Below are 17,227 nucleotides of genomic sequence, written 5' to 3'. Positions count from 1 at the left end.
AAACGCCCGGTTACATTTCGAACCCGGAAGCTAAGCCTTACAGCGCCGATGGTACTGCAGGGGGGACCCTGTGGGAGAGTAGGACGCCGCCGAACAATCATTGCGAGGAAACCCCGCACCGGGAACGGTGCGGGGTTTTCTGCGTTTAGGGGGCAGTCCGGAGAGTGGCGGGGCCAGTGAGCCCCGCTTCTCACAAACGTCCCGCCGCCTTCAGTTCCAGGTAGGCGTCGGCCAGTGCCGGGGCCAGTTCGTCAGGGATCGCGTCAACGACCTTCACGCCGTGCCGGCGGAGCCGGTCCGCGGTGCGGTGGCGTTCCGCCTGGGCCTGTGCCGCCGCCGCGGCCTCGTAGACGGCGTCCGTGTCCCCGCGGGCGTCGGCCATCCGGGAGATGTGCGGATCGGCGACCGACGCCAGGACGACGGTGTGTCGCTGCGTCAGTTGCGCCAGGACGGGCAGCAGCCCTTCCTCGACCGGGGCAGCGTCGAGTGTCGTGAGCAGCACGATCAAGGAGCGGCGGGGAGCGACCCGGAGTGCGGTGGCGGTGAGGCCGCGGGCATCGGTCTCGACGAGCTCCGGTTCCAGCGTCGCCATCGCATTGACCAGGGACGGGAGTACGTCGCCCGCCGTGCGGCCCTGTACGAGAGCACGCACTCGACGGTCGTAGGCGAGGAGGTCGACGCGGTCGCCGGCGCGGGAGGCCAGGGCGGCCAGGAGCAGGGCGGCGTCCATGGACGCGTCGAGACGGGGCGCGTCGCCCACCCGGCCGGCCGACGTGCGACCGGTGTCGAGGACGAGCAGGATGTGGCGGTCACGTTCGGGGCGCCAGGTGCGTACCGCGACAGCGGACTGGCGGGCTGTCGCGCGCCAGTCGATGGAACGGGTGTCGTCGCCGGGAACGTACTCGCGCAGGCTGTCGAACTCCGTGCCCTCCCCACGGGTGAGCACACTGGTGCGGCCGTCGAGTTCGCGGAGACGGGACAGCTTGGAAGGGAGGTGCTTGCGGCTGGTGAACGGGGGAAGGACGCGTACCGTCCAGGGGACCCGGTGGGAGCCCTGGCGGGTGAAGAGGCCCAGGGGCCCGTACGAGCGGATCGTGACGCGGTCCGACCGGCGGTCACCACGGCGGGTGGGGCGCAGACGGGTGGTGACGCGCCGGCGTTCACCGGCGGGCACCGTCACCCGGTGGCGGGAGGCCGCCGTCTCCGTGCCGGGCTGCCAGCTGCTGGGCGGCCAGGCGTCGCGGAGAAGGGCGCGGAGCGGCCGGTTGGACGAGTTGGTGACCGTCAGCACGACGTCGGCGCTGTCGCCCAGGCGTGTGGAGGTGTCGCCGGAGCGGACCAGGCGCAGGCGTCGTACGGGAGCGGCCAGGGCGTAGTCGCAGGCGCAGGCCGCGGCCAGCGGCGCGTTGACCGCGAGGATGCCCGTCCAGCTGGGGTCCCAGATGCCGATGGGGACGGAGCCGATGGCCGCGAGCAGGGCGGCGCGTCCGGTGAGAGCCATCAGCGGGGGACGGGGACGTGGGCGAGGATCGCGTTGATCACGGAGTCCGTGGTCACGCCCTCCATCTCGGCCTCCGGGCGGAGCTGGACGCGGTGCCGGAGGGTGGGAAGGGCGAGGGCCTTCACGTCGTCGGGGGTGACGTAGTCGCGGCCCGTGAGCCAGGCCCACGCTCGGGAGGCCGAGAGCAGTGCCGTGGCACCGCGCGGGGAGACGCCGAGGGTGAGGGACGGTGACTCGCGGGTGGCGCGGCAGATGTCGACGACGTAGGCCGTGATCTCGGGGGAGACCGTCGTCCTGGCCACTTCCGTGCGGGCCGCTTCCAGATCGGCGGCGTTCGCCACGGGGCGTACGCCGGCGGCGCGCAGGTCGCGCGGGTTGAAGCCCGAGGCGTGCCGGGTGAGGACGTCGATCTCGTCCTGGCGGGAGGGGAGGGGGACGGTGAGCTTGAGGAGGAAGCGGTCCAGCTGGGCTTCCGGGAGGGGGTAGGTGCCCTCGTACTCGACCGGGTTCTGCGTCGCCGCGACCAGGAACGGCTCGGGGAGCGGGCGGGGAGTGCCGTCGACCGTGACCTGGCGTTCCTCCATGGCTTCGAGGAGGGACGACTGGGTCTTCGGGGGCGTGCGGTTGATCTCGTCGGCGAGGAGCAGGTTGGTGAAGGCCGGGCCGGGCTGGAAGGAGAACTCGGCGGTGCGGGCGTCGTAGACCAGGGAGCCGGTGACGTCGCTCGGCATCAGGTCGGGGGTGAACTGGACGCGCTTCGTGTCGAGCTCGGTGGCCGCGGCCAGGGCGCGGACCAGCAGGGTCTTCGCGACCCCGGGGACGCCTTCGAGGAGGACGTGGCCGCGGCAGAGGAGCGCCACGACGAGACCGGTGACGGCTGCGTCCTGGCCGACCACGGCCTTGGCGATCTCGGCGCGCAGGGCCTCCAGGGCGGCGCGGGCGTTGCCCGGGTCCCCGGTCTGCCCGGCGTTGTCAGTGGTCGGGTCCATCATGGACGGCGTGCCTCTCTTTCGAGGGTGTCGAGTTGGTCGGCGAGTGCGACGAGGGCCGCGTCGTCGGCGGGCGGCGGGCCGAAGAGGAGGGTGTGCAGGGACTGTCCGTCGCCGTGTTCGCCATGGAGATGGGCGGACAGGGCGGGGAGCAGGGCTTCGGGCGAGTGGGCCTGGGCGACGGGAACGCCGGTGAGGGGGGCGAGGCGGGTGCGGGTGGCGGAGCGAAGAGCGGTGGCCGCGCGGTCGCGGGCGTTCGCCTTCCGGTAGAGACGGGCCCGGCCTTCGGCGGTTTCGGAGGCGCGGATCGCGACGGGGAGTTTCTCGGGCACCAGGGGGCCGAGCCGGCGTGCCCGCCACAGGGCCGCGAGGGCCGCGGCGACGAAGAGCTGGAGGGTCCCCCAGAGCCAGCCGGAGGGGAGCAGGTCGAACAAGCTGCGCTCGTCGTCCGGGGCGGTGGTGTCGGAGACCGAGGGGAGGTACCAGACCAGGTGGTCGCGGGAGCCGAGGAGTTGCAGGGCGAGCGAGGCGTTGCCGTGCTCGTCGAGGTGGTCGTTGTAGAAGATGTCGGGGGCGCCGAGGACCACCGTGTCGCCCTGGGGCGCCCCGGCGGATGCCTCGGGGATGCGGAGGAGGGTGGCCAGGCGACGGCTGGGGTAGCAGGCGTCGGCTTCGACGTGGGTGCTGCTGTAGCGGATGCCGCCCGTGTCGGCGGTGCCCGCGCGCCGGGCGGCGGGCAGGTCGCAGCCGGGCGCCAGTGTCGAGTCGAAGCTGAGCGCGGGGTCGGCGGTGACCCCGGGGGCGAGCCGTTCGACGGCGGGGCCGCCGGGGGCCACGAGGAGGGTACGGCCGCCGGAGCCCTCGGTCGCGGCGTGCAGCTGCGTCTGCTGGCGTTCGGTCAGGAGGTCGGGGACGGCGACCAGCAGGGTGGTGTCCGGGCCGGCCGCGGCGCGTGCGGCGTCCAGGGTGGTGACCACGCGCGTGGACACGCCCCGGTCGGCGAGGAGCTCGGCGACGGCCCGGCTGCCGTACGGGTCGGCGGAGCGCGGGTCGAGTTCGCCGTGCTTCGCGCCGGAGCGGACGACGGCGATCGCGACGGCACCGACGAGGAGCACGACGAGCGCGAGCACGATGCCCCGCGCGCGCGACCAGACCTGGCGTGCGGTGGGCGAGGCCGAGGTGGTGGGGAGCGTGGCCTCGGTGGTCATCCGGCGGCTCCCGGGCGGGTGTCGGGGCCCGCGCTGCCGGCCGTGCCGGCGGTCGCGCTGCTCACCGGCTGTGGCCTGCTGCGCTCCAGGTCGCGGTCGAGTTCGGTGAGGCGACGGTACGACTGCTCGGAACCGGGACGGCCGCCGTATGTGACGTCGTCGAAGTCCCGGGCGGCGGCGCGCAGCCCGGCACCGTGGGCGGGCAGGGCGCGGCCCGCTTCGGTGGCCGCCTCGTCGGCGGTGCGGCCGGGACGGATGTCGAGGAGGGCGCGTTCCTCCAGGGCACGGACGACGGCCCGCATCCGTTCCTGGACGGCCTGGTTCCAGTGGCCCTGGGCGGCGTGTGCCTCGGCGGCGGCGCGGTGGTCGGCGGCGGTGCGGGGGCGGTCGTCGAACAGGGCGGGGGCGGAGGCCGGCCCCCGGCGCGGGGTGCCCAGGCGCCACCAGAGGGCGCCCAGCACCGCCACGGCGGCCACGATGATGACGATCAGGCCGACCGTCCCGCCGGGGGTCGCGGTGGACGCGCTGCTGAACAGTTCGTCGATCCAGTCCCAGAAGGCGTTCAGGGCCCGCTGGAACCAGCTGGGGTCGTTCTCGTGGTACATCCGCTTGGACAGTTCGCGGCGCGCGGCCTCCCGCGCGGGGTCGCGCGGGATCGTCACCGGCGGTTCGTCGCCGGAGCGGGACAGCGACAGCACGGAGGCGTCGCCCGCGCGCGACACCGTCCGTACCGCGGTGCGTGACAGCACCTCCGTGAGCACTCCCCCCGCGGGACTCACCGCATCAGCTCCCCGGGGTGGTGCCGGGAGCGCCGGAGCCCTGGAGGCCGGCGGCACGGGCCAGTTCGAGGTCGAGGGCCTCGCGGCGGATGCGCTGGTCGATGTACAGCAGCACCGCGACGCCCGCCGTGATCGGGAAGGTGATCGTGGAGCCGATCACCGAGCCGATACCGCTGACCACGAGGAACGTCCAGCCGAGGTCCCCGGTGCCCTCCAGGAGTCCGCCGACACCGCCGCCGCCGACGGCCGAGGCGAGGAGGGCGAAGGGGATGACGATGATCGAGGCGACGACGTTCGCGATGATCGTCGCGAGCAGCTGGATGCCGAAGACCCGCCACCAGGAACCGCGCACGAGCTTCACGGAGCGGCTCAGCGCCTTCTTGATGCCCTGCTTCTCCAGCATCAGCGTGGGCGACGCCAGCGAGAAGCGGACCATGAGCCACACCGCGACGACGCCTGCGGCCAGGAAGCCCAGGACCGTCAGGGCCACGGCGGCGTCGCCGCCCCCCGCGGCCGCGACGAGGAGACCGGGCGCCATGCCGACCATGACGATGCCGAAGACGATGAGCAGCAGGAGGACGATCAGGCCGAAGAGTTTCACGACCTGCGGGCGGGCGTCCCGCCAGGCCTCGCCGATGGTCACCGGCCTGCCGAGCACGGCGCGGCTGGTGACGGTCGTCAGCAGGGCGGTGGCCAGGACGGTGCCGACCAGGGAGATCACGAAGATGACACCCGAGTTGATCGTGGTGTCGGCCAGCGCGTCGCCCAGTTCACTCAGGGTGGCGTCGGGGTCGTTGAGGGCCTCGGTGCTGGTGTTGTCCAGGACGAGGCCCTGGAGCAGTACGACGATGATCTCCGTGAAGACCGCGACGGTCAGCGAGATGCCGAGGACCGTGCGCCAGTAGGCGCGCATGGTGGAGACCGCGCCGTCGAGGATCTCGCCGACGCCGAGCGGGCGGAGCGGGATCACGCCGGGCTTGGCCGCGGGCGGGGGGCCTCCCCAGCCGCCTCCCCAACCGCTTCCCCAGCCTCCGGGCCCACCGGGCGGCCCGTAGCCGCCGTACCCTCCGCCCTGGCCGCCGTAGCCGCCGGGACCGCCGGGACCGCCGTATCCGCCGCCCGGGTGGCCGGGGGGCGGGTTGCCCCAGCCCTGGTGGGGCGGCGCGGGAGGCGGGGCCTGGCCGGGGCCGGTGGGTGCGGACCACTGGCCGGGGGGCGGCTGCTCCTTGGACCACTTCGTGCCGGGGCCCGTCGGTTCCGCGCCCGGCCGGTCCGCGGGCTGCGCGGGGCCGCCGGGGCGGTCGGCGGGCTCGGCGGGGCCGGACGCGCCGGGCTCCCGCCCGTCGGACGGGGCGGATCCGGGCGAGGCCCAGCCCGGAGTGTCGTTCATCGTCGCTCCTTCACGGTGCCCGTCCGCGGTCGCGGCGGCAGGTTGGCAGCCATCGTGCCATGGGGTGGCCGAGTGCGGACCGGGCGCGGTACGGGCTGCGCACCTTCAATTGTCCGCCGGACAGGGGGCAGACTGACCGCATGGCTGATCAGTACGCGCAAAGCGGCGAGGACAAGCGGCCGACCGGGATACCGGCTCTTCGCTGGGAGGAACCCCCCGAGGGCCCGGTGCTGGTCCTGCTGGACCAGACCAGGCTGCCGGCCGAGGAGGTGGAACTGGTCTGCACGGACGCGTCAGCGCTCGTGGAGGCGATCCGCTCGCTCGCCGTGCGCGGGGCACCGCTGCTCGGCATCGCGGGCGCCTACGGCGTCGCGCTCGCCGCCGTCCGCGGCTTCGAGGTGCGGGAGGCCGCGACCGCGCTGGCGGGCGCCCGCCCCACCGCGGTGAACCTCGCCGTCGGGGTGCGCCGGGCACAGGCCGCCCACCAGGAGGCCCTCGCCAGGACCGGCGACACCCGGCAGGCCGCCGCGGCCGCGCTGGCCGCGGCGAGGGCGCTGCACCGGGAGGACGCCGAGGCCAGCGCCCGGATGGCCGCGCACGGGCTGGCGCTGCTGGACGAGCTGCTGCCCGCCGGCGGGCACCGTGTCCTGACGCACTGCAACACCGGTTCGCTGGTGTCGGGCGGTGAGGGAACGGCCTTCGCGGTGGCGCTCGCGGCGCACCGTTCGGGGCGGCTGCGACGCCTGTGGGTGGACGAAACGCGTCCCTTGCTGCAAGGTGCTCGCCTGACGGCATACGAGGCGGCCCGCCACGGCATGGCGTACACCTTGCTCACCGACAACGCGGCCGGTTCGCTGTTCGCGGCGGGAGAGGTGGACGCGGTGCTCATCGGCGCGGACCGCATCGCTGCCGACGGTTCGGTGGCGAACAAGGTGGGGAGCTATCCGCTCGCCGTGCTCGCGCGGTACCACCACGTGCCGTTCATCGTGGTGGCACCGGTCACGACGGTGGACCCGGACACGCCGGACGGGGCGTCCGTCGAGGTGGAACAGCGTCCCGGATATGAGGTGACCGAGGTCACAGCACCGCAGGTGCCGGTGGCAGGAGCGGGAGGCGGGATTCCGGTGGCACCCCTGGGGACCCAGGCGTACAACCCGGCGTTCGACGTGACTCCGCCCGAGCTGGTGACGGCGATCGTCACCGAGGAGGGCGCGGTTTCGCCCGTGACGGCCGGGGCTCTCGCGGAGCTGTGTGCCAGGTCACGCCAGGTAACGATTAGCTAATGGGATGATGTCGTTTATGAAGGGACGAGTCCTTGTCGTCGACGACGACACCGCACTGGCCGAGATGCTCGGCATTGTGCTGCGTGGTGAGGGTTTTGAGCCATCGTTCGTAGCCGACGGCGACAAGGCGCTGGCCGCCTTCCGGGAGACCAAGCCGGACCTGGTGCTGCTCGACCTGATGCTGCCCGGTCGGGACGGCATCGAGGTGTGCCGCCTGATCAGGGCGGAGTCGGGTGTGCCGATCGTGATGCTGACGGCGAAGAGTGACACCGTCGACGTCGTGGTGGGTCTGGAGTCGGGTGCCGACGACTACATCGTGAAGCCGTTCAAGCCGAAGGAGCTGGTGGCCCGTATCAGGGCGCGTCTGAGGAGGTCCGAGGAGCCGGCACCGGAGCAGCTCGCCATAGGCGACCTGGTCATCGACGTGGCCGGTCACTCCGTGAAGCGGGAGGGCCAGTCGATCGCGCTGACGCCGCTGGAGTTCGACCTGCTGGTGGCGCTGGCCCGCAAGCCGTGGCAGGTGTTCACGCGTGAGGTGCTCCTCGAGCAGGTCTGGGGCTACCGGCACGCGGCCGACACCCGGCTGGTCAACGTGCACGTGCAGCGGCTGCGCTCCAAGGTCGAGAAGGACCCGGAGAAGCCGGAGATCGTGGTGACCGTCCGCGGCGTCGGTTACAAGGCCGGACCGAGCTGACATGAGCAGGGACAGTGCCGCTTCGGCGCCCGGCCGCTCCGGGGCCCGCGCCGGACGGCCTGTCGGCCACACGCCCGCCGGCTCCCGCTGGAGCCGCCTGCTGGAGGGCGGGCTGCTGCACGGCGGGGTACAGGGCAGCCCGGTGCTCCGTCTGTTCATGCGCTGGGTGCGCCGTCCGCTGCTGCCCGTCATGCGGCTGTGGCGGCGCAACATCCAGCTCAAGGTCGTCGTCACCACGCTGCTGATGTCGCTGGGCGTGGTGCTGTTGCTCGGTTTCGTGGTGATAGGGCAGGTCCGCAACGGGCTGCTGGACGCGAAGGTGAAGGCGTCTCAGAGCCAGGCCACCGGTGGGTTCGCGGTCGCCAAGCAGAAGGCCGAAGAGGCGGCCAGCGTGACCGGTGACGACGGCGTGCCCGTGGACGGCCGTCCCCCGCAGAACGTCATCCAGTGGATGAGTGAACTGGTGAAGTCGCTCTCCAGCGGCGGTCAGGGTGCCTTCGACGTGGTCACGCTCCCCATGGGCGGGGAGAGCGGCAGCGGGCGCGGACCGCGCGCCTCCGGCTTCGTCAACTGGTCGGCCAGCGTGCCCGAGGACCTGCGGGAGCGGATCGACGGCAGCACGGCGGCGGCGCAGAGCTACACCCGGATCGTCTACGACTCCGACGAGGCCTCGCAGCCCGGTCTGGTCATCGGCAAGCAGGTCAACGACCCGAACGGTGAGCCGTACCAGCTGTACTACCTCTTCCCGCTCACGCAGGAGGAGAAGTCGCTCAGCCTGGTCACGGGCACGCTGGCGACGGCCGGGCTCTTCGTCGTGGTGCTGCTCGGGGCCATCGCCTGGCTCGTGGTGCGTCAGGTCGTCACGCCCGTACGGATGGCGGCGAGCATCGCGGAGCGGCTGTCCGCCGGGCGGCTGCAGGAACGGATGAAGGTCACCGGCGAGGACGACATCGCACGGCTCGGCGAGGCCTTCAACAAGATGGCGCAGAACCTGCAGCTGAAGATCAGCCAGCTGGAGGACCTGTCGCGGATGCAGCGGCGGTTCGTCTCCGACGTGTCGCACGAACTGCGGACGCCGCTGACGACCGTGCGGATGGCCGCCGACGTCATCCACGACGCGCGCGTGGACTTCGATCCGGTGACCGCGCGGTCGGCCGAACTGCTCGCCGACCAGCTGGACCGGTTCGAGACCCTGCTCGCGGACCTGCTGGAGATCAGCCGTTTCGACGCGGGCGCGGCGGCACTGGAGGCGGAGCCGATAGACCTCAGGGAGGTCGTACGGCGGGTAGTCGGCGGGGCCGAGCCGCTCGCCGAGCGCAAGGGCACGCGGATACGCGTCGTCGGCGACCAGCAGCCCGTCGTCGCCGAGGCGGACGCCCGGCGCGTGGAGCGGGTACTGCGCAACCTCGTCGTCAACGCCGTCGAGCACGGTGAGGGCAACGACGTCGTCGTCAAGCTCGCCGCGGCCGGTGGCGCGGTCGCCGTCGCGGTGCGCGACTACGGCGTCGGCCTCAAACCGGGGGAGGCCACTCGCGTCTTCAGCCGCTTCTGGCGGGCCGACCCGGCACGCGCGCGTACGACCGGCGGCACGGGACTGGGGCTGTCGATCGCCCTGGAGGACGCGCGGCTGCACGGAGGCTGGCTGCAGGCCTGGGGCGAGCCGGGCGGCGGGTCGCAGTTCCGGCTGACGCTGCCCAGGACCGCGGACGAGCCGCTGCGGGGCTCACCGATACCGCTGGAGCCGACGGACTCGCGGCGCAATCGCGGGCTGGGCGACGACGGCCCCCACGACGCCGGACCGCGGCACGGCGCGGACAGGGTGGCCACCGTTCCCGCGCAGGCGCCGGCCGGACAGGCACCCGCGGTGTCCGCGCGGGGCCCGATCCCGCCGCGGTCGGAGGCCCCCACGGCCGATCCGACGGCACTGCCCGGCAACGGCGCGCGGGTGGTGCCGCGGCCCGTGTCGGGCGCCCGGAGGCAGGACGGCGGGCCAGCGCCGGAGGCGGTGACGGCGAGCCGTCCGGACGCCGCGCCGGACACAGCGGCGGCGAGCCGTCCGGGCGCCGCGCCGGAGGACTCGAACAGGCAAGGGGAGGCATCTCGTGGGCGCTGACCGCGAGGGGAGTGGTCGGCGGACACCGGCACGCGCGGTGACGTACGCCGTCTGTGGCGTCGTACTGCTGGCGGGGTGTGCGTCCATGCCCGACAGCGGGGACCTGCGGGGCGTGGAGTCCACGCCCCGGCAGGACCCGCAGGTGCGGGTGTTCGCCATGCCGCCGCGGGAGGACGACTCGCCCACGGAGATCGTGCAGGGCTTCCTGGAGGCGCTGACCAGCAACGAGCCCCAGTACGAGACGGCGCGCAAGTACCTGACGGGCGAGGCGGCGAAGACCTGGCGGCCGGAGCGGTCCACGACGGTGCTGACGGGTGGCCCGGGCACCGAGTCCGACCACTCGGGAAGCCGCGAGGACGCCGACGACTACTCGGTCATGCTGACCGGCACCAGGGTCGCCACGGTGGACGCGCAGCAGTCGTACGCGCCGACGGACGGCCAGTACCGCGAACCGGTGCACCTCACCCGGGACGAGAAGAGCGGGCAATGGCGCATCGACGCGCTGCCGCAGGGCGTCATCATGGGCAAGTCGGACTTCCAGCGCACCTACATGTCCGTCAACAAGTACTACTTCGCGTCGAACACCGCTGCCACCACACGGGCCGGTACGAGCGCGCAGCCGACGGCCGTCGCCGACCCCGTCTACGTGCGCCGGCTCGTGGACCCCATGACCCAGGTGGTGCGTTCCCTGATCAGCGGGCCGACGAGGCTGCTCGCCCCCGGGGTCAGGTCGGGCTTTCCGACGGGTACCGCGCTGGCGGAGAAAGCCGACCCGCTGACACCCGACGAGCACAACAAGCTGACGGTGCCGCTGAACGACAGGGCTGCCCGGGTCGGCGCGGACAGGTGCGACGAGATGGCGGCCCAGCTCCTCTTCTCGCTGCAGCACCTGACCCCGGTGGTGGACGAGGTCGAGCTGCGCTCGGGCGACACGCGACTGTGCTCGCTCACCGAGGACCGGGCCGAGGCGGTCGCCACGCGCGGCTCCGCCCAGCGGGCCGACTACCTGTACTTCATACGCGACGAGAACCGTCTGGTGCGCATCGCAGCCGGCAGCAACGGGACGCGGCCGGAACCCGTCCCCGGAGCGCTGGGCGAGGGCGCGGTGGGCCTGCGGTCGGTGGCGGTGTCGCGGGACGAGCACAGCGCGGCCGCGATCGGTCTCGACAACAAGGCGCTGTACGTCGGCTCGCTGGTGTCGGGTGGTTCGCTCGGCGACCCCGTGCTGGTCAGCAAGGGCAAGACGGAGGAGACCCGGCTGACGCCGCCCAGCTGGGACGCGCAGGGCGACCTGTGGATCGCCGACCGAGACCCGGCCGACTCCCGGTTGCTGCTCCTGAAGGAGGGCGCGGGCGAGCCGCTGGAGGTGCGGACCCCGGGGCTGGACGGACGGGTGCAGGCCGTGCGGGTGGCGGGCGACGGCGTGCGGATCGCGCTCATCGTGGAGAAGGACGGCAAGCGGTCGCTGATCATCGGACGGATCGAACGGGACGGGAACGCCCGTGAACCGTCCGCGGTCACCGTCGTCGAACCGCGCTCCGCGACTCCGGAACTGGAGGAGGTCACGGCCATGTCCTGGGCCGGTGACAGCCGGCTCGTGGTGGTCGGGCGCGAGCGCGGGGGCGTCCAGCAGATCGGATACGTCCAGGTCGACGGCTCCACGCCGGAGGCGTCGGTGCCCGCGGCCCTGACCGGGGTGAAGGAGATCGCCGCGACCGAGGACGAGCGGCTGCCGCTGGTGGCGCACTCGGAGAACCTGATCGTGCGGCTGCCGTCCGGGCTGCAGTGGCAGAAGGTGGCGGAAGGGACGGCGCCGGTCTATCCGGGGTGAGGCGTCCGGACGGGGGGAGGTGTCCGGACGGGGGGAGCGTCCGGACGGGGTGAGGTGTCCGGCTGTTCCGACGTGGGCGTTCACTCGTGTGGGTGATGCGTGGCTTTCGGTTTCCGGAGTTTTCCACCGTGAGCACTCCAGCGTTTTCCACAGGCCTGGTCGAGTCGTGCGGGCGTTGGCACAGTGGTGGCCATGCGGGGATGGTGGCAGGACCTCACGGACCTGGTGCTGCCGGCCGAGTGCGGAGGCTGCGGCAGGCCTCGCACGGTGCTGTGCCCTCGGTGCCGTGCGGCTCTGAGCGGAGCCGCGCCGCGTCGGGTGCGGCCCGTGCCGGAGCCGCCCGGGCTGCCGGTGGTGCACGCGGCCGCCCGGTACGCGGACGAGGCGCGGGCCGTCCTGCTGGCCCACAAGGAGCGGGGCGTACTGGCCCTCACGGCACCGCTCGGCGCCGCTCTGGCGGGCGCGGTGCGGGCGGGGCTCCAGGACGCGCGGTCGAGCGCCGGTGCGGCGAGGGCCGTATGTGCGCGGAGGCCGGTGCTGCTCGTGCCCGTGCCCTCCGCGCGACGGGCGGTGCGCACACGCGGGCACGACCCGGCGCGGCGGATCGCCCTCGCGGCCGCCGGGGAACTGCGGCGGGCCGGGACGTCCGCCCGGGTGCTGGCCGTGCTGCGGCAGCGGCACTCCGTGGCCGACCAGTCGGGGCTCGGCGCCCGGCAGCGGCTGGACAATCTCGCCGGCGCGCTGGCGGTGGCCCCCGGCGGCGGACGGCTGCTGTGCGGCGGCGGGCCGGTGGTCCTCGTCGACGACCTGATGACGACGGGGGCCTCCCTGGCGGAGGCGGCGCGTGCCGTGCGCGCGGCGACGGCCGGGGCGTGCAGGGCCGGGGTGATCGCGGAGAGGCCCGGCGCGTCCGAGTGGGGGACGGCGCCGGTCACGTACCGGACGGCGAAATCGGCTGTGTATCCGTCGATGGCAGGGGAAGGCAGAGAGGAACGGAAGACCGGGCCCCGAATGGCGGGTCCGAACGGAGGCGGTGGCGTGATCCGTGAAGCGATCCGCGCGGCAGTAGTCGCGGCATCACCAGATTCTTTCGAAATAAACCGGAACTGACTGAGAACTTGCTTCGTTGCAGGTATTGAGAGGTTCAATTCGCCGGAACGGAGGTACGTCGCGGTAGAGGGTGACGACATCCGTCCGGGCGAGATATGTTCGGTTGAGAGGCAAAGCCGCAGGCCACACCTCTCGAATCCGAATGCCGTGCTGCGGGTTTTACCGCCATCACCCGCACTGGTGGAGTGGAGATCCCGCCCGCGGGGGAGGAGGTGGAAGTCACCGAGTCCGAGGTTCTGGGACAGACCGGAGCCTGGTGCAAAAGGGAGATGCTCCGCCGTCGGAGCGGAGTGATCCGGGAACGGAGTTCTGCGTGGACATCGTCGTCAAGGGCCGCAAGACCGAGGTGCCCGAGCGGTTCCGGAAGCACGTGGCCGAGAAGCTGAAGCTGGAGAAGATCCAGAAGCTCGATGGCAAGGTGATCAGCCTCGACGTCGAGGTGTCCAAGGAGCCGAACCCCCGGCAGGCCGACCGCTGTGACCGAGTGGAGATCACGCTCCGCTCCCGCGGTCCGGTGATCAGGGCGGAGGCAGCGGCGAGCGACCCCTACGCGGCGCTCGACCTGGCGGCGGAGAAGCTCGGTGCCCGGCTGCGCAAGCAGCACGACAAGCGCTTCTCGCGCCGCGGTGCGCGCCGGATCTCGGCAGCCGAGGTCGCCGACCACGTCCCCGGCGCGGCGACGCTCAACGGGAGCGGCGAGGTCGTCCCGCAGGAGAAGCAGGACGGCGTCCCCACCAAGAAGATCGGCTCGCTCGAGGTCCAGGGCGACGGCCCCCTCGTCGTCCGCGAGAAGACCCACGTGGCCGCACCGATGAGCCTCGACCAGGCGCTCTACGAGATGGAGCTGGTCGGGCACGACTTCTACCTGTTCGTCGACTCCGAGACCAAGGAGCCCAGCGTCGTGTACCGGCGGCACGCCTACGACTACGGCGTGATCCACCTCACCACGGACACGATGGTCACCCAGGCGCACTCTCCCGAGGCGGGCGATGCGCTCGGTGGCTGAGCTCGGTGGCTGACGACGCCGGGTGACAGCGGAAGCGGTGCCCCTGGAGCGCGTGTGCGCCCCCAGGGGCACCGCTGTGCGACGGTGCGCGAGGGTGTGCGACCCCTTCGTGGCCCGCTCGTCACCCCGGTGTCGGCCGGGCATGGAATCATGGCGGCAACGGCCCAACCGGTGGGTCGTTGCTCTGGGTTGGCGATGGCTCAGGACCACAGGCCACAGCCTTCAGGGGGAGGAACGATGGCGGACAGTTTCGGACCGATGCGGGGCGAGGGCGTCGACCAGGGGGTCGACGACGGCGCTGCCGGCATGGGCCCGGACGCGGGCTCTGCGCGCAAGGAGCCGATCAGGGTCCTGGTCGTGGACGACCACGCCCTGTTCCGCCGCGGTCTGGAGATCGTGCTCGCGGCCGAGGAGGACATCCAGGTCGTCGGGGAGGCCGGTGACGGCGCGGAGGCCGTGGAGAAGGCCGCCGACCTGCTGCCGGACATCATCCTCATGGATGTGCGGATGCCCAAGCGGGGCGGGATCGAGGCCTGCACCTCCATCAAGGAGGTGGCCCCCAGCGCGAAGATCATCATGTTGACGATCAGCGACGAGGAGGCCGACCTCTACGACGCGATCAAGGCGGGGGCGACGGGCTATCTCCTCAAGGAGATCTCGACGGACGAGGTCGCCACCGCCATTCGCGCGGTGGCCGACGGGCAGTCCCAGATCAGTCCGTCCATGGCGTCGAAACTGCTCACCGAGTTCAAGTCGATGATCCAGCGGACCGACGAACGCCGGCTGGTGCCCGCACCACGGCTCACGGATCGCGAGCTGGAGGTCCTCAAGCTCGTCGCCACGGGAATGAACAACCGCGACATCGCCAAGGAACTGTTCATTTCCGAGAACACGGTGAAGAACCACGTGCGCAACATCCTGGAGAAACTGCAGCTGCACTCCAGGATGGAGGCCGTGGTGTACGCGATGCGGGAGAAGATCCTCGAGATCCGGTGACGGCCGACGCCCGACACCGACACCGACATCGACGCCGACCGCCGACCGCCGACACCGACGCCCACGGCCTACGGTCGGCGGTCGTCGCCGCCGAGGGTCAGGCGAGCAGGCGGGCCAGCTCCCGCGTGAGGGGCTCGCGCAGGTCCGGCGCGTCGACGCGTTCCACGCGTACGTCCGTGCAGTCCACCCAGCCGGCCGCCTCGACCAGTGCCTGGGCCACCGCCGGGGCCGCTTTGGGGCCGTCCAGCGTGACCTGCTTGGCGACCAGCGTGCGCCCCTCCCGCGCCGGGTCCACGCGGCCGACGAGCCGGCCGCCGGCCAGGACCGGCATCGCGAAGTAACCGTGCACCCGCTTCTGCTTGGGCACGTAGGCCTCCAGGCGGTGGGTGAAGCCGAAGATCCGTTCCGTACGCGCACGCTCCCAGACCAGGGAGTCGAAGGGGGAGAGGAGCGTCGTGCGGTGACGGCCGCGCGGAGGCGTCTCCAGGGCCGCGGGGTCCGCCCAGGCCGGCCTTCCCCAGCCCTCCACCGTGACCGGAACCAGGCCGGAGTCGGCGATCACGGCGTCGACCTGCTCGCCCTTGAGGCGGTGGTAGTCCGCGATGTCCGCGCGCGTGCCGACGCCCAGGGACTGACCGGCCAGGCGGACCAGGCGGCGCAGGCATTCGGCGTCGTCCAGCTCGTCGTGGAGCAGCTCGGCCGGGATCGCGCGCTCGGCCAGGTCGTACACCCGTTTCCAGCCGCGGCGCTCGACGCACACCACCTCGCCGTACATGAGGGCGCGCTCGACGGCGACCTTCGTGCCCGACCAGTCCCACCACTCGCTGGTCTTCTTCGCGCCGCCCAGGTCCGTCGCGGTGAGGGGGCCCTCGGAGCGGAGCTGCTTGACGACCTGGTCGTAGGTGCCGTCGGGGAGGTGGTGGTGCCAGTGCGGGCGGTTGCGGTAGGCGCGGCGGCGGAAGGCGAAGTGGGGCCATTCCTCGATGGGGAGGATGCAGGCGGCGTGGGACCAGTACTCGAAGGCGTGCGGTCGTGCCGGAGGCGCGTCGATGGAAACAGGGTGCCAGTAGGCGTTCTCGACCGTCCTGCGGCCCACGGCGCCCAGGCGGGCGTACGGGATGAGTTCGTGGGAGCGGGCGAGGACCGAGATGGTGTCGAGCTGCACCGCGCCCAGGTGACGGAGGACGCCCCGGACGCCCGCGCGGCGGTCGGGCGCGCCGAGGAAGCCCTGTGCGCGGAGGGCGAGGCGGCGGGCCTCGTCTGCGGACAGTTCCGTGACGGGGTGCGGGAGGGTCGTCATACGTCCGCACGATAAGGGGTGGGTCTGACAACGGGGTTGGGAATGCGGGGGTGGGGTGCGGGCGCGGGAAGGGGGGACGCATCGACTGGGGGCATGGGGGCATGGGGGCGTGAGGGCATGGGGGCCAAGGGGCCAGGGGGCCTTCGCCGCCCTGCTGCGGCTTCGGTGGTGTGCGCGGCTGCCCGCGGCCGGCTAGGGCGCCGGCAGGTACGGAGCCGTCGACGGGAGGGCGAGGTCCGAGGGGAGGAGGGAGCCGATCCAGCAGTCGCGGCGCACGCCCTTGTTGTTGATCGCGGAGCGCAATGTGCCCTCCATGGTGAAGCCCGCCCGTTGGGCCACCGCGCGGGAGGCCGTGTTGCCGACCTCGGCGCGCCACTCCAGGCGGTCGATCGCCCGGTCGGTGAAGGCCCAGCGGGCGACGGTGACGGCGGCCTCGGTGACGTAGCCGTGCCCGCGGTGCTCCTTGGCGCCCCAGAAACCGATCTCGCCGACGCCCAGGGAGATCATCGTGACGCCGAGCATCCCCGCGAGGTCCCCCGTGGGAAGGAAGAGGCCGAAGGTGAACATCGACGCGTTCGCCCAGCCGTCGGGGACCATCTGCTCCGTGAAGCCGCGCGCGTGCTCGGGAAGGTAGGGCGACGGGATCGTGGTCCAGCGCTGGATGTCCGGATCCTGGCACGCGGCGTACACGGAATCGGTGTCCCGGGGGCCGACCGTGCGCAGGACGAGGCGGTCGGTGGTGAGCGTGAGGGGTTCCATCGACCGATTCTGCGCGGTGGTCCGCGACGGACGCCATCTTTCAGCCGTGTGTGAACAGGCGGTCACTGTTCGCGCAATTCGTCGGCGGGCGCGGCACCATCCGCGGTGCCCGGACGTTGAACCCGATGACAGCAGACCGGAAGCTGGATGAAGGAGTACGCGGTCCCCGTTACGGCAGCCTCCCGGGGCGACGGGGTCCTCGCATACGATGGCCGTTGCTCAGTCCGTCACAGGAAAACGACCGTCCCAGGCCCGACCGGCAAGGAGA

General features: G+C 72.5%; 14 protein-coding genes and 1 rRNA gene. 8 read left to right on the top strand and 7 right to left on the bottom strand.

Annotation, left to right across the window (positions count from 1 at the left end; translation table 11 throughout):
* A 5S ribosomal RNA gene (gene rrf, locus ACZ7G3_RS07815) occupies positions 1-95 on the top strand; the annotation flags it as partial.
* A 95-nt stretch (positions 96-190) separates the two neighbouring features.
* On the opposite strand, the gene ACZ7G3_RS07810 is transcribed toward rrf, so the two are convergent.
* The 5 genes from ACZ7G3_RS07810 to ACZ7G3_RS07790 are packed head-to-tail and all read right to left on the bottom strand — an operon-like array spanning position 191 to position 5,867.
* Positions 191-1,501, bottom strand: coding sequence for a DUF58 domain-containing protein (locus ACZ7G3_RS07810; RefSeq protein ID WP_470923959.1), 1,311 nt, complete (start codon positions 1,499-1,501; stop codon positions 191-193).
* Entirely contained in the window at positions 1,501-2,490 is a 990-nt protein-coding gene (locus tag ACZ7G3_RS07805; RefSeq protein ID WP_426601970.1) for an AAA family ATPase, read from the bottom strand. The genes ACZ7G3_RS07810 and ACZ7G3_RS07805 overlap by 1 nt, the downstream gene beginning before the upstream one ends.
* Positions 2,490-3,698 carry a DUF4350 domain-containing protein gene (locus tag ACZ7G3_RS07800; RefSeq protein WP_470923957.1) on the bottom strand — a complete coding sequence of 403 codons (1,209 nt, stop codon included), beginning with the start codon at positions 3,696-3,698 and terminating at the stop codon, positions 2,490-2,492. The genes ACZ7G3_RS07805 and ACZ7G3_RS07800 overlap by 1 nt, the downstream gene beginning before the upstream one ends.
* Positions 3,695-4,477 carry a DUF4129 domain-containing protein gene (locus ACZ7G3_RS07795; protein ID WP_426601930.1) on the bottom strand — a complete coding sequence of 261 codons (783 nt, stop codon included), beginning with the start codon at positions 4,475-4,477 and terminating at the stop codon, positions 3,695-3,697. The genes ACZ7G3_RS07800 and ACZ7G3_RS07795 overlap by 4 nt, the downstream gene beginning before the upstream one ends.
* Positions 4,478-4,481: 4 nt before the next feature.
* Positions 4,482-5,867 carry a DUF7847 domain-containing protein gene (locus ACZ7G3_RS07790; protein WP_470923955.1) on the bottom strand — a complete coding sequence of 462 codons (1,386 nt, stop codon included), beginning with the start codon at positions 5,865-5,867 and terminating at the stop codon, positions 4,482-4,484.
* A gap of 140 nt (positions 5,868-6,007) precedes the next feature.
* Here ACZ7G3_RS07790 and mtnA point away from each other — a divergent pair, with 140 nt between their 5' ends.
* The 7 genes from mtnA to ACZ7G3_RS07755 all read left to right on the top strand — a co-directional run bounded on the left by mtnA (position 6,008) and on the right by ACZ7G3_RS07755 (position 14,900).
* Entirely contained in the window at positions 6,008-7,150 is a 1,143-nt protein-coding gene (mtnA, locus tag ACZ7G3_RS07785; protein ID WP_426601932.1) for an S-methyl-5-thioribose-1-phosphate isomerase, read from the top strand.
* A gap of 4 nt (positions 7,151-7,154) precedes the next feature.
* Complete coding sequence (mtrA, locus tag ACZ7G3_RS07780) at positions 7,155-7,844, top strand: two-component system response regulator MtrA (RefSeq protein WP_193776289.1); 690 nt, start codon at positions 7,155-7,157, stop codon at positions 7,842-7,844.
* A gap of 1 nt (position 7,845) precedes the next feature.
* The gene (gene mtrB / locus ACZ7G3_RS07775) at positions 7,846-9,957 is read left to right on the top strand and encodes an MtrAB system histidine kinase MtrB (RefSeq protein ID WP_470923953.1); all 2,112 of its coding nucleotides are present in this window, start codon (positions 7,846-7,848) and stop codon (positions 9,955-9,957) included.
* Positions 9,947-11,788, top strand: coding sequence for an LpqB family beta-propeller domain-containing protein (locus ACZ7G3_RS07770; RefSeq protein ID WP_470923951.1), 1,842 nt, complete (start codon positions 9,947-9,949; stop codon positions 11,786-11,788). Before mtrB ends, ACZ7G3_RS07770 begins: the two co-directional genes overlap by 11 nt.
* Before the next feature lie 192 nt (positions 11,789-11,980).
* Positions 11,981-12,898: a ComF family protein gene (locus tag ACZ7G3_RS07765; RefSeq protein ID WP_470923949.1), complete on the top strand. Its 918-nt coding sequence runs from the start codon at positions 11,981-11,983 to the stop codon at positions 12,896-12,898.
* A gap of 313 nt (positions 12,899-13,211) precedes the next feature.
* A complete protein-coding gene (gene hpf / locus ACZ7G3_RS07760; RefSeq protein ID WP_426601936.1) occupies positions 13,212-13,904 on the top strand; it encodes a ribosome hibernation-promoting factor, HPF/YfiA family in 693 nt (230 codons plus the stop codon).
* A 237-nt stretch (positions 13,905-14,141) separates the two neighbouring features.
* Positions 14,142-14,900 (top strand): response regulator, encoded by a 759-nt coding sequence (locus ACZ7G3_RS07755; RefSeq protein WP_426516556.1) that lies wholly within the window; start codon positions 14,142-14,144, stop codon positions 14,898-14,900.
* A 97-nt stretch (positions 14,901-14,997) separates the two neighbouring features.
* Here the strand turns inward: ACZ7G3_RS07755 and ACZ7G3_RS07750 are convergent, their stop codons facing one another.
* Entirely contained in the window at positions 14,998-16,200 is a 1,203-nt protein-coding gene (locus tag ACZ7G3_RS07750; protein WP_470923946.1) for a winged helix-turn-helix domain-containing protein, read from the bottom strand.
* 192 nt (positions 16,201-16,392) lie between these two features.
* Positions 16,393-16,959, bottom strand: coding sequence for a GNAT family N-acetyltransferase (locus ACZ7G3_RS07745; RefSeq protein ID WP_426601938.1), 567 nt, complete (start codon positions 16,957-16,959; stop codon positions 16,393-16,395).
* Between the last annotated feature and the right edge of the window lie 268 nt (positions 16,960-17,227).

The sequence above is a fragment of the Streptomyces sp. NPDC037271 genome, assembly GCF_055603605.1.
This window is presented reverse-complemented; position numbering and strand designations above follow the sequence as displayed.

Coding starts and splice junctions, on each gene's coding strand:
- ACZ7G3_RS07790 (WP_470923955.1), bottom strand. CDS start 5,867: ATGAACGACACTCCGGGCTGGGCCTCGCCCGGATCCGCCCCGTCCGAC.
- ACZ7G3_RS07755 (WP_426516556.1), top strand. CDS start 14,142: ATGGCGGACAGTTTCGGACCGATGCGGGGCGAGGGCGTCGACCAGGGG.
- ACZ7G3_RS07805 (WP_426601970.1), bottom strand. CDS start 2,490: ATGGACCCGACCACTGACAACGCCGGGCAGACCGGGGACCCGGGCAAC.
- ACZ7G3_RS07765 (WP_470923949.1), top strand. CDS start 11,981: ATGCGGGGATGGTGGCAGGACCTCACGGACCTGGTGCTGCCGGCCGAG.
- mtnA (WP_426601932.1), top strand. CDS start 6,008: ATGGCTGATCAGTACGCGCAAAGCGGCGAGGACAAGCGGCCGACCGGG.
- mtrB (WP_470923953.1), top strand. CDS start 7,846: ATGAGCAGGGACAGTGCCGCTTCGGCGCCCGGCCGCTCCGGGGCCCGC.
- ACZ7G3_RS07800 (WP_470923957.1), bottom strand. CDS start 3,698: ATGACCACCGAGGCCACGCTCCCCACCACCTCGGCCTCGCCCACCGCA.
- ACZ7G3_RS07750 (WP_470923946.1), bottom strand. CDS start 16,200: ATGACGACCCTCCCGCACCCCGTCACGGAACTGTCCGCAGACGAGGCC.
- ACZ7G3_RS07745 (WP_426601938.1), bottom strand. CDS start 16,959: ATGGAACCCCTCACGCTCACCACCGACCGCCTCGTCCTGCGCACGGTC.
- ACZ7G3_RS07810 (WP_470923959.1), bottom strand. CDS start 1,501: ATGGCTCTCACCGGACGCGCCGCCCTGCTCGCGGCCATCGGCTCCGTC.
- mtrA (WP_193776289.1), top strand. CDS start 7,155: ATGATGTCGTTTATGAAGGGACGAGTCCTTGTCGTCGACGACGACACC.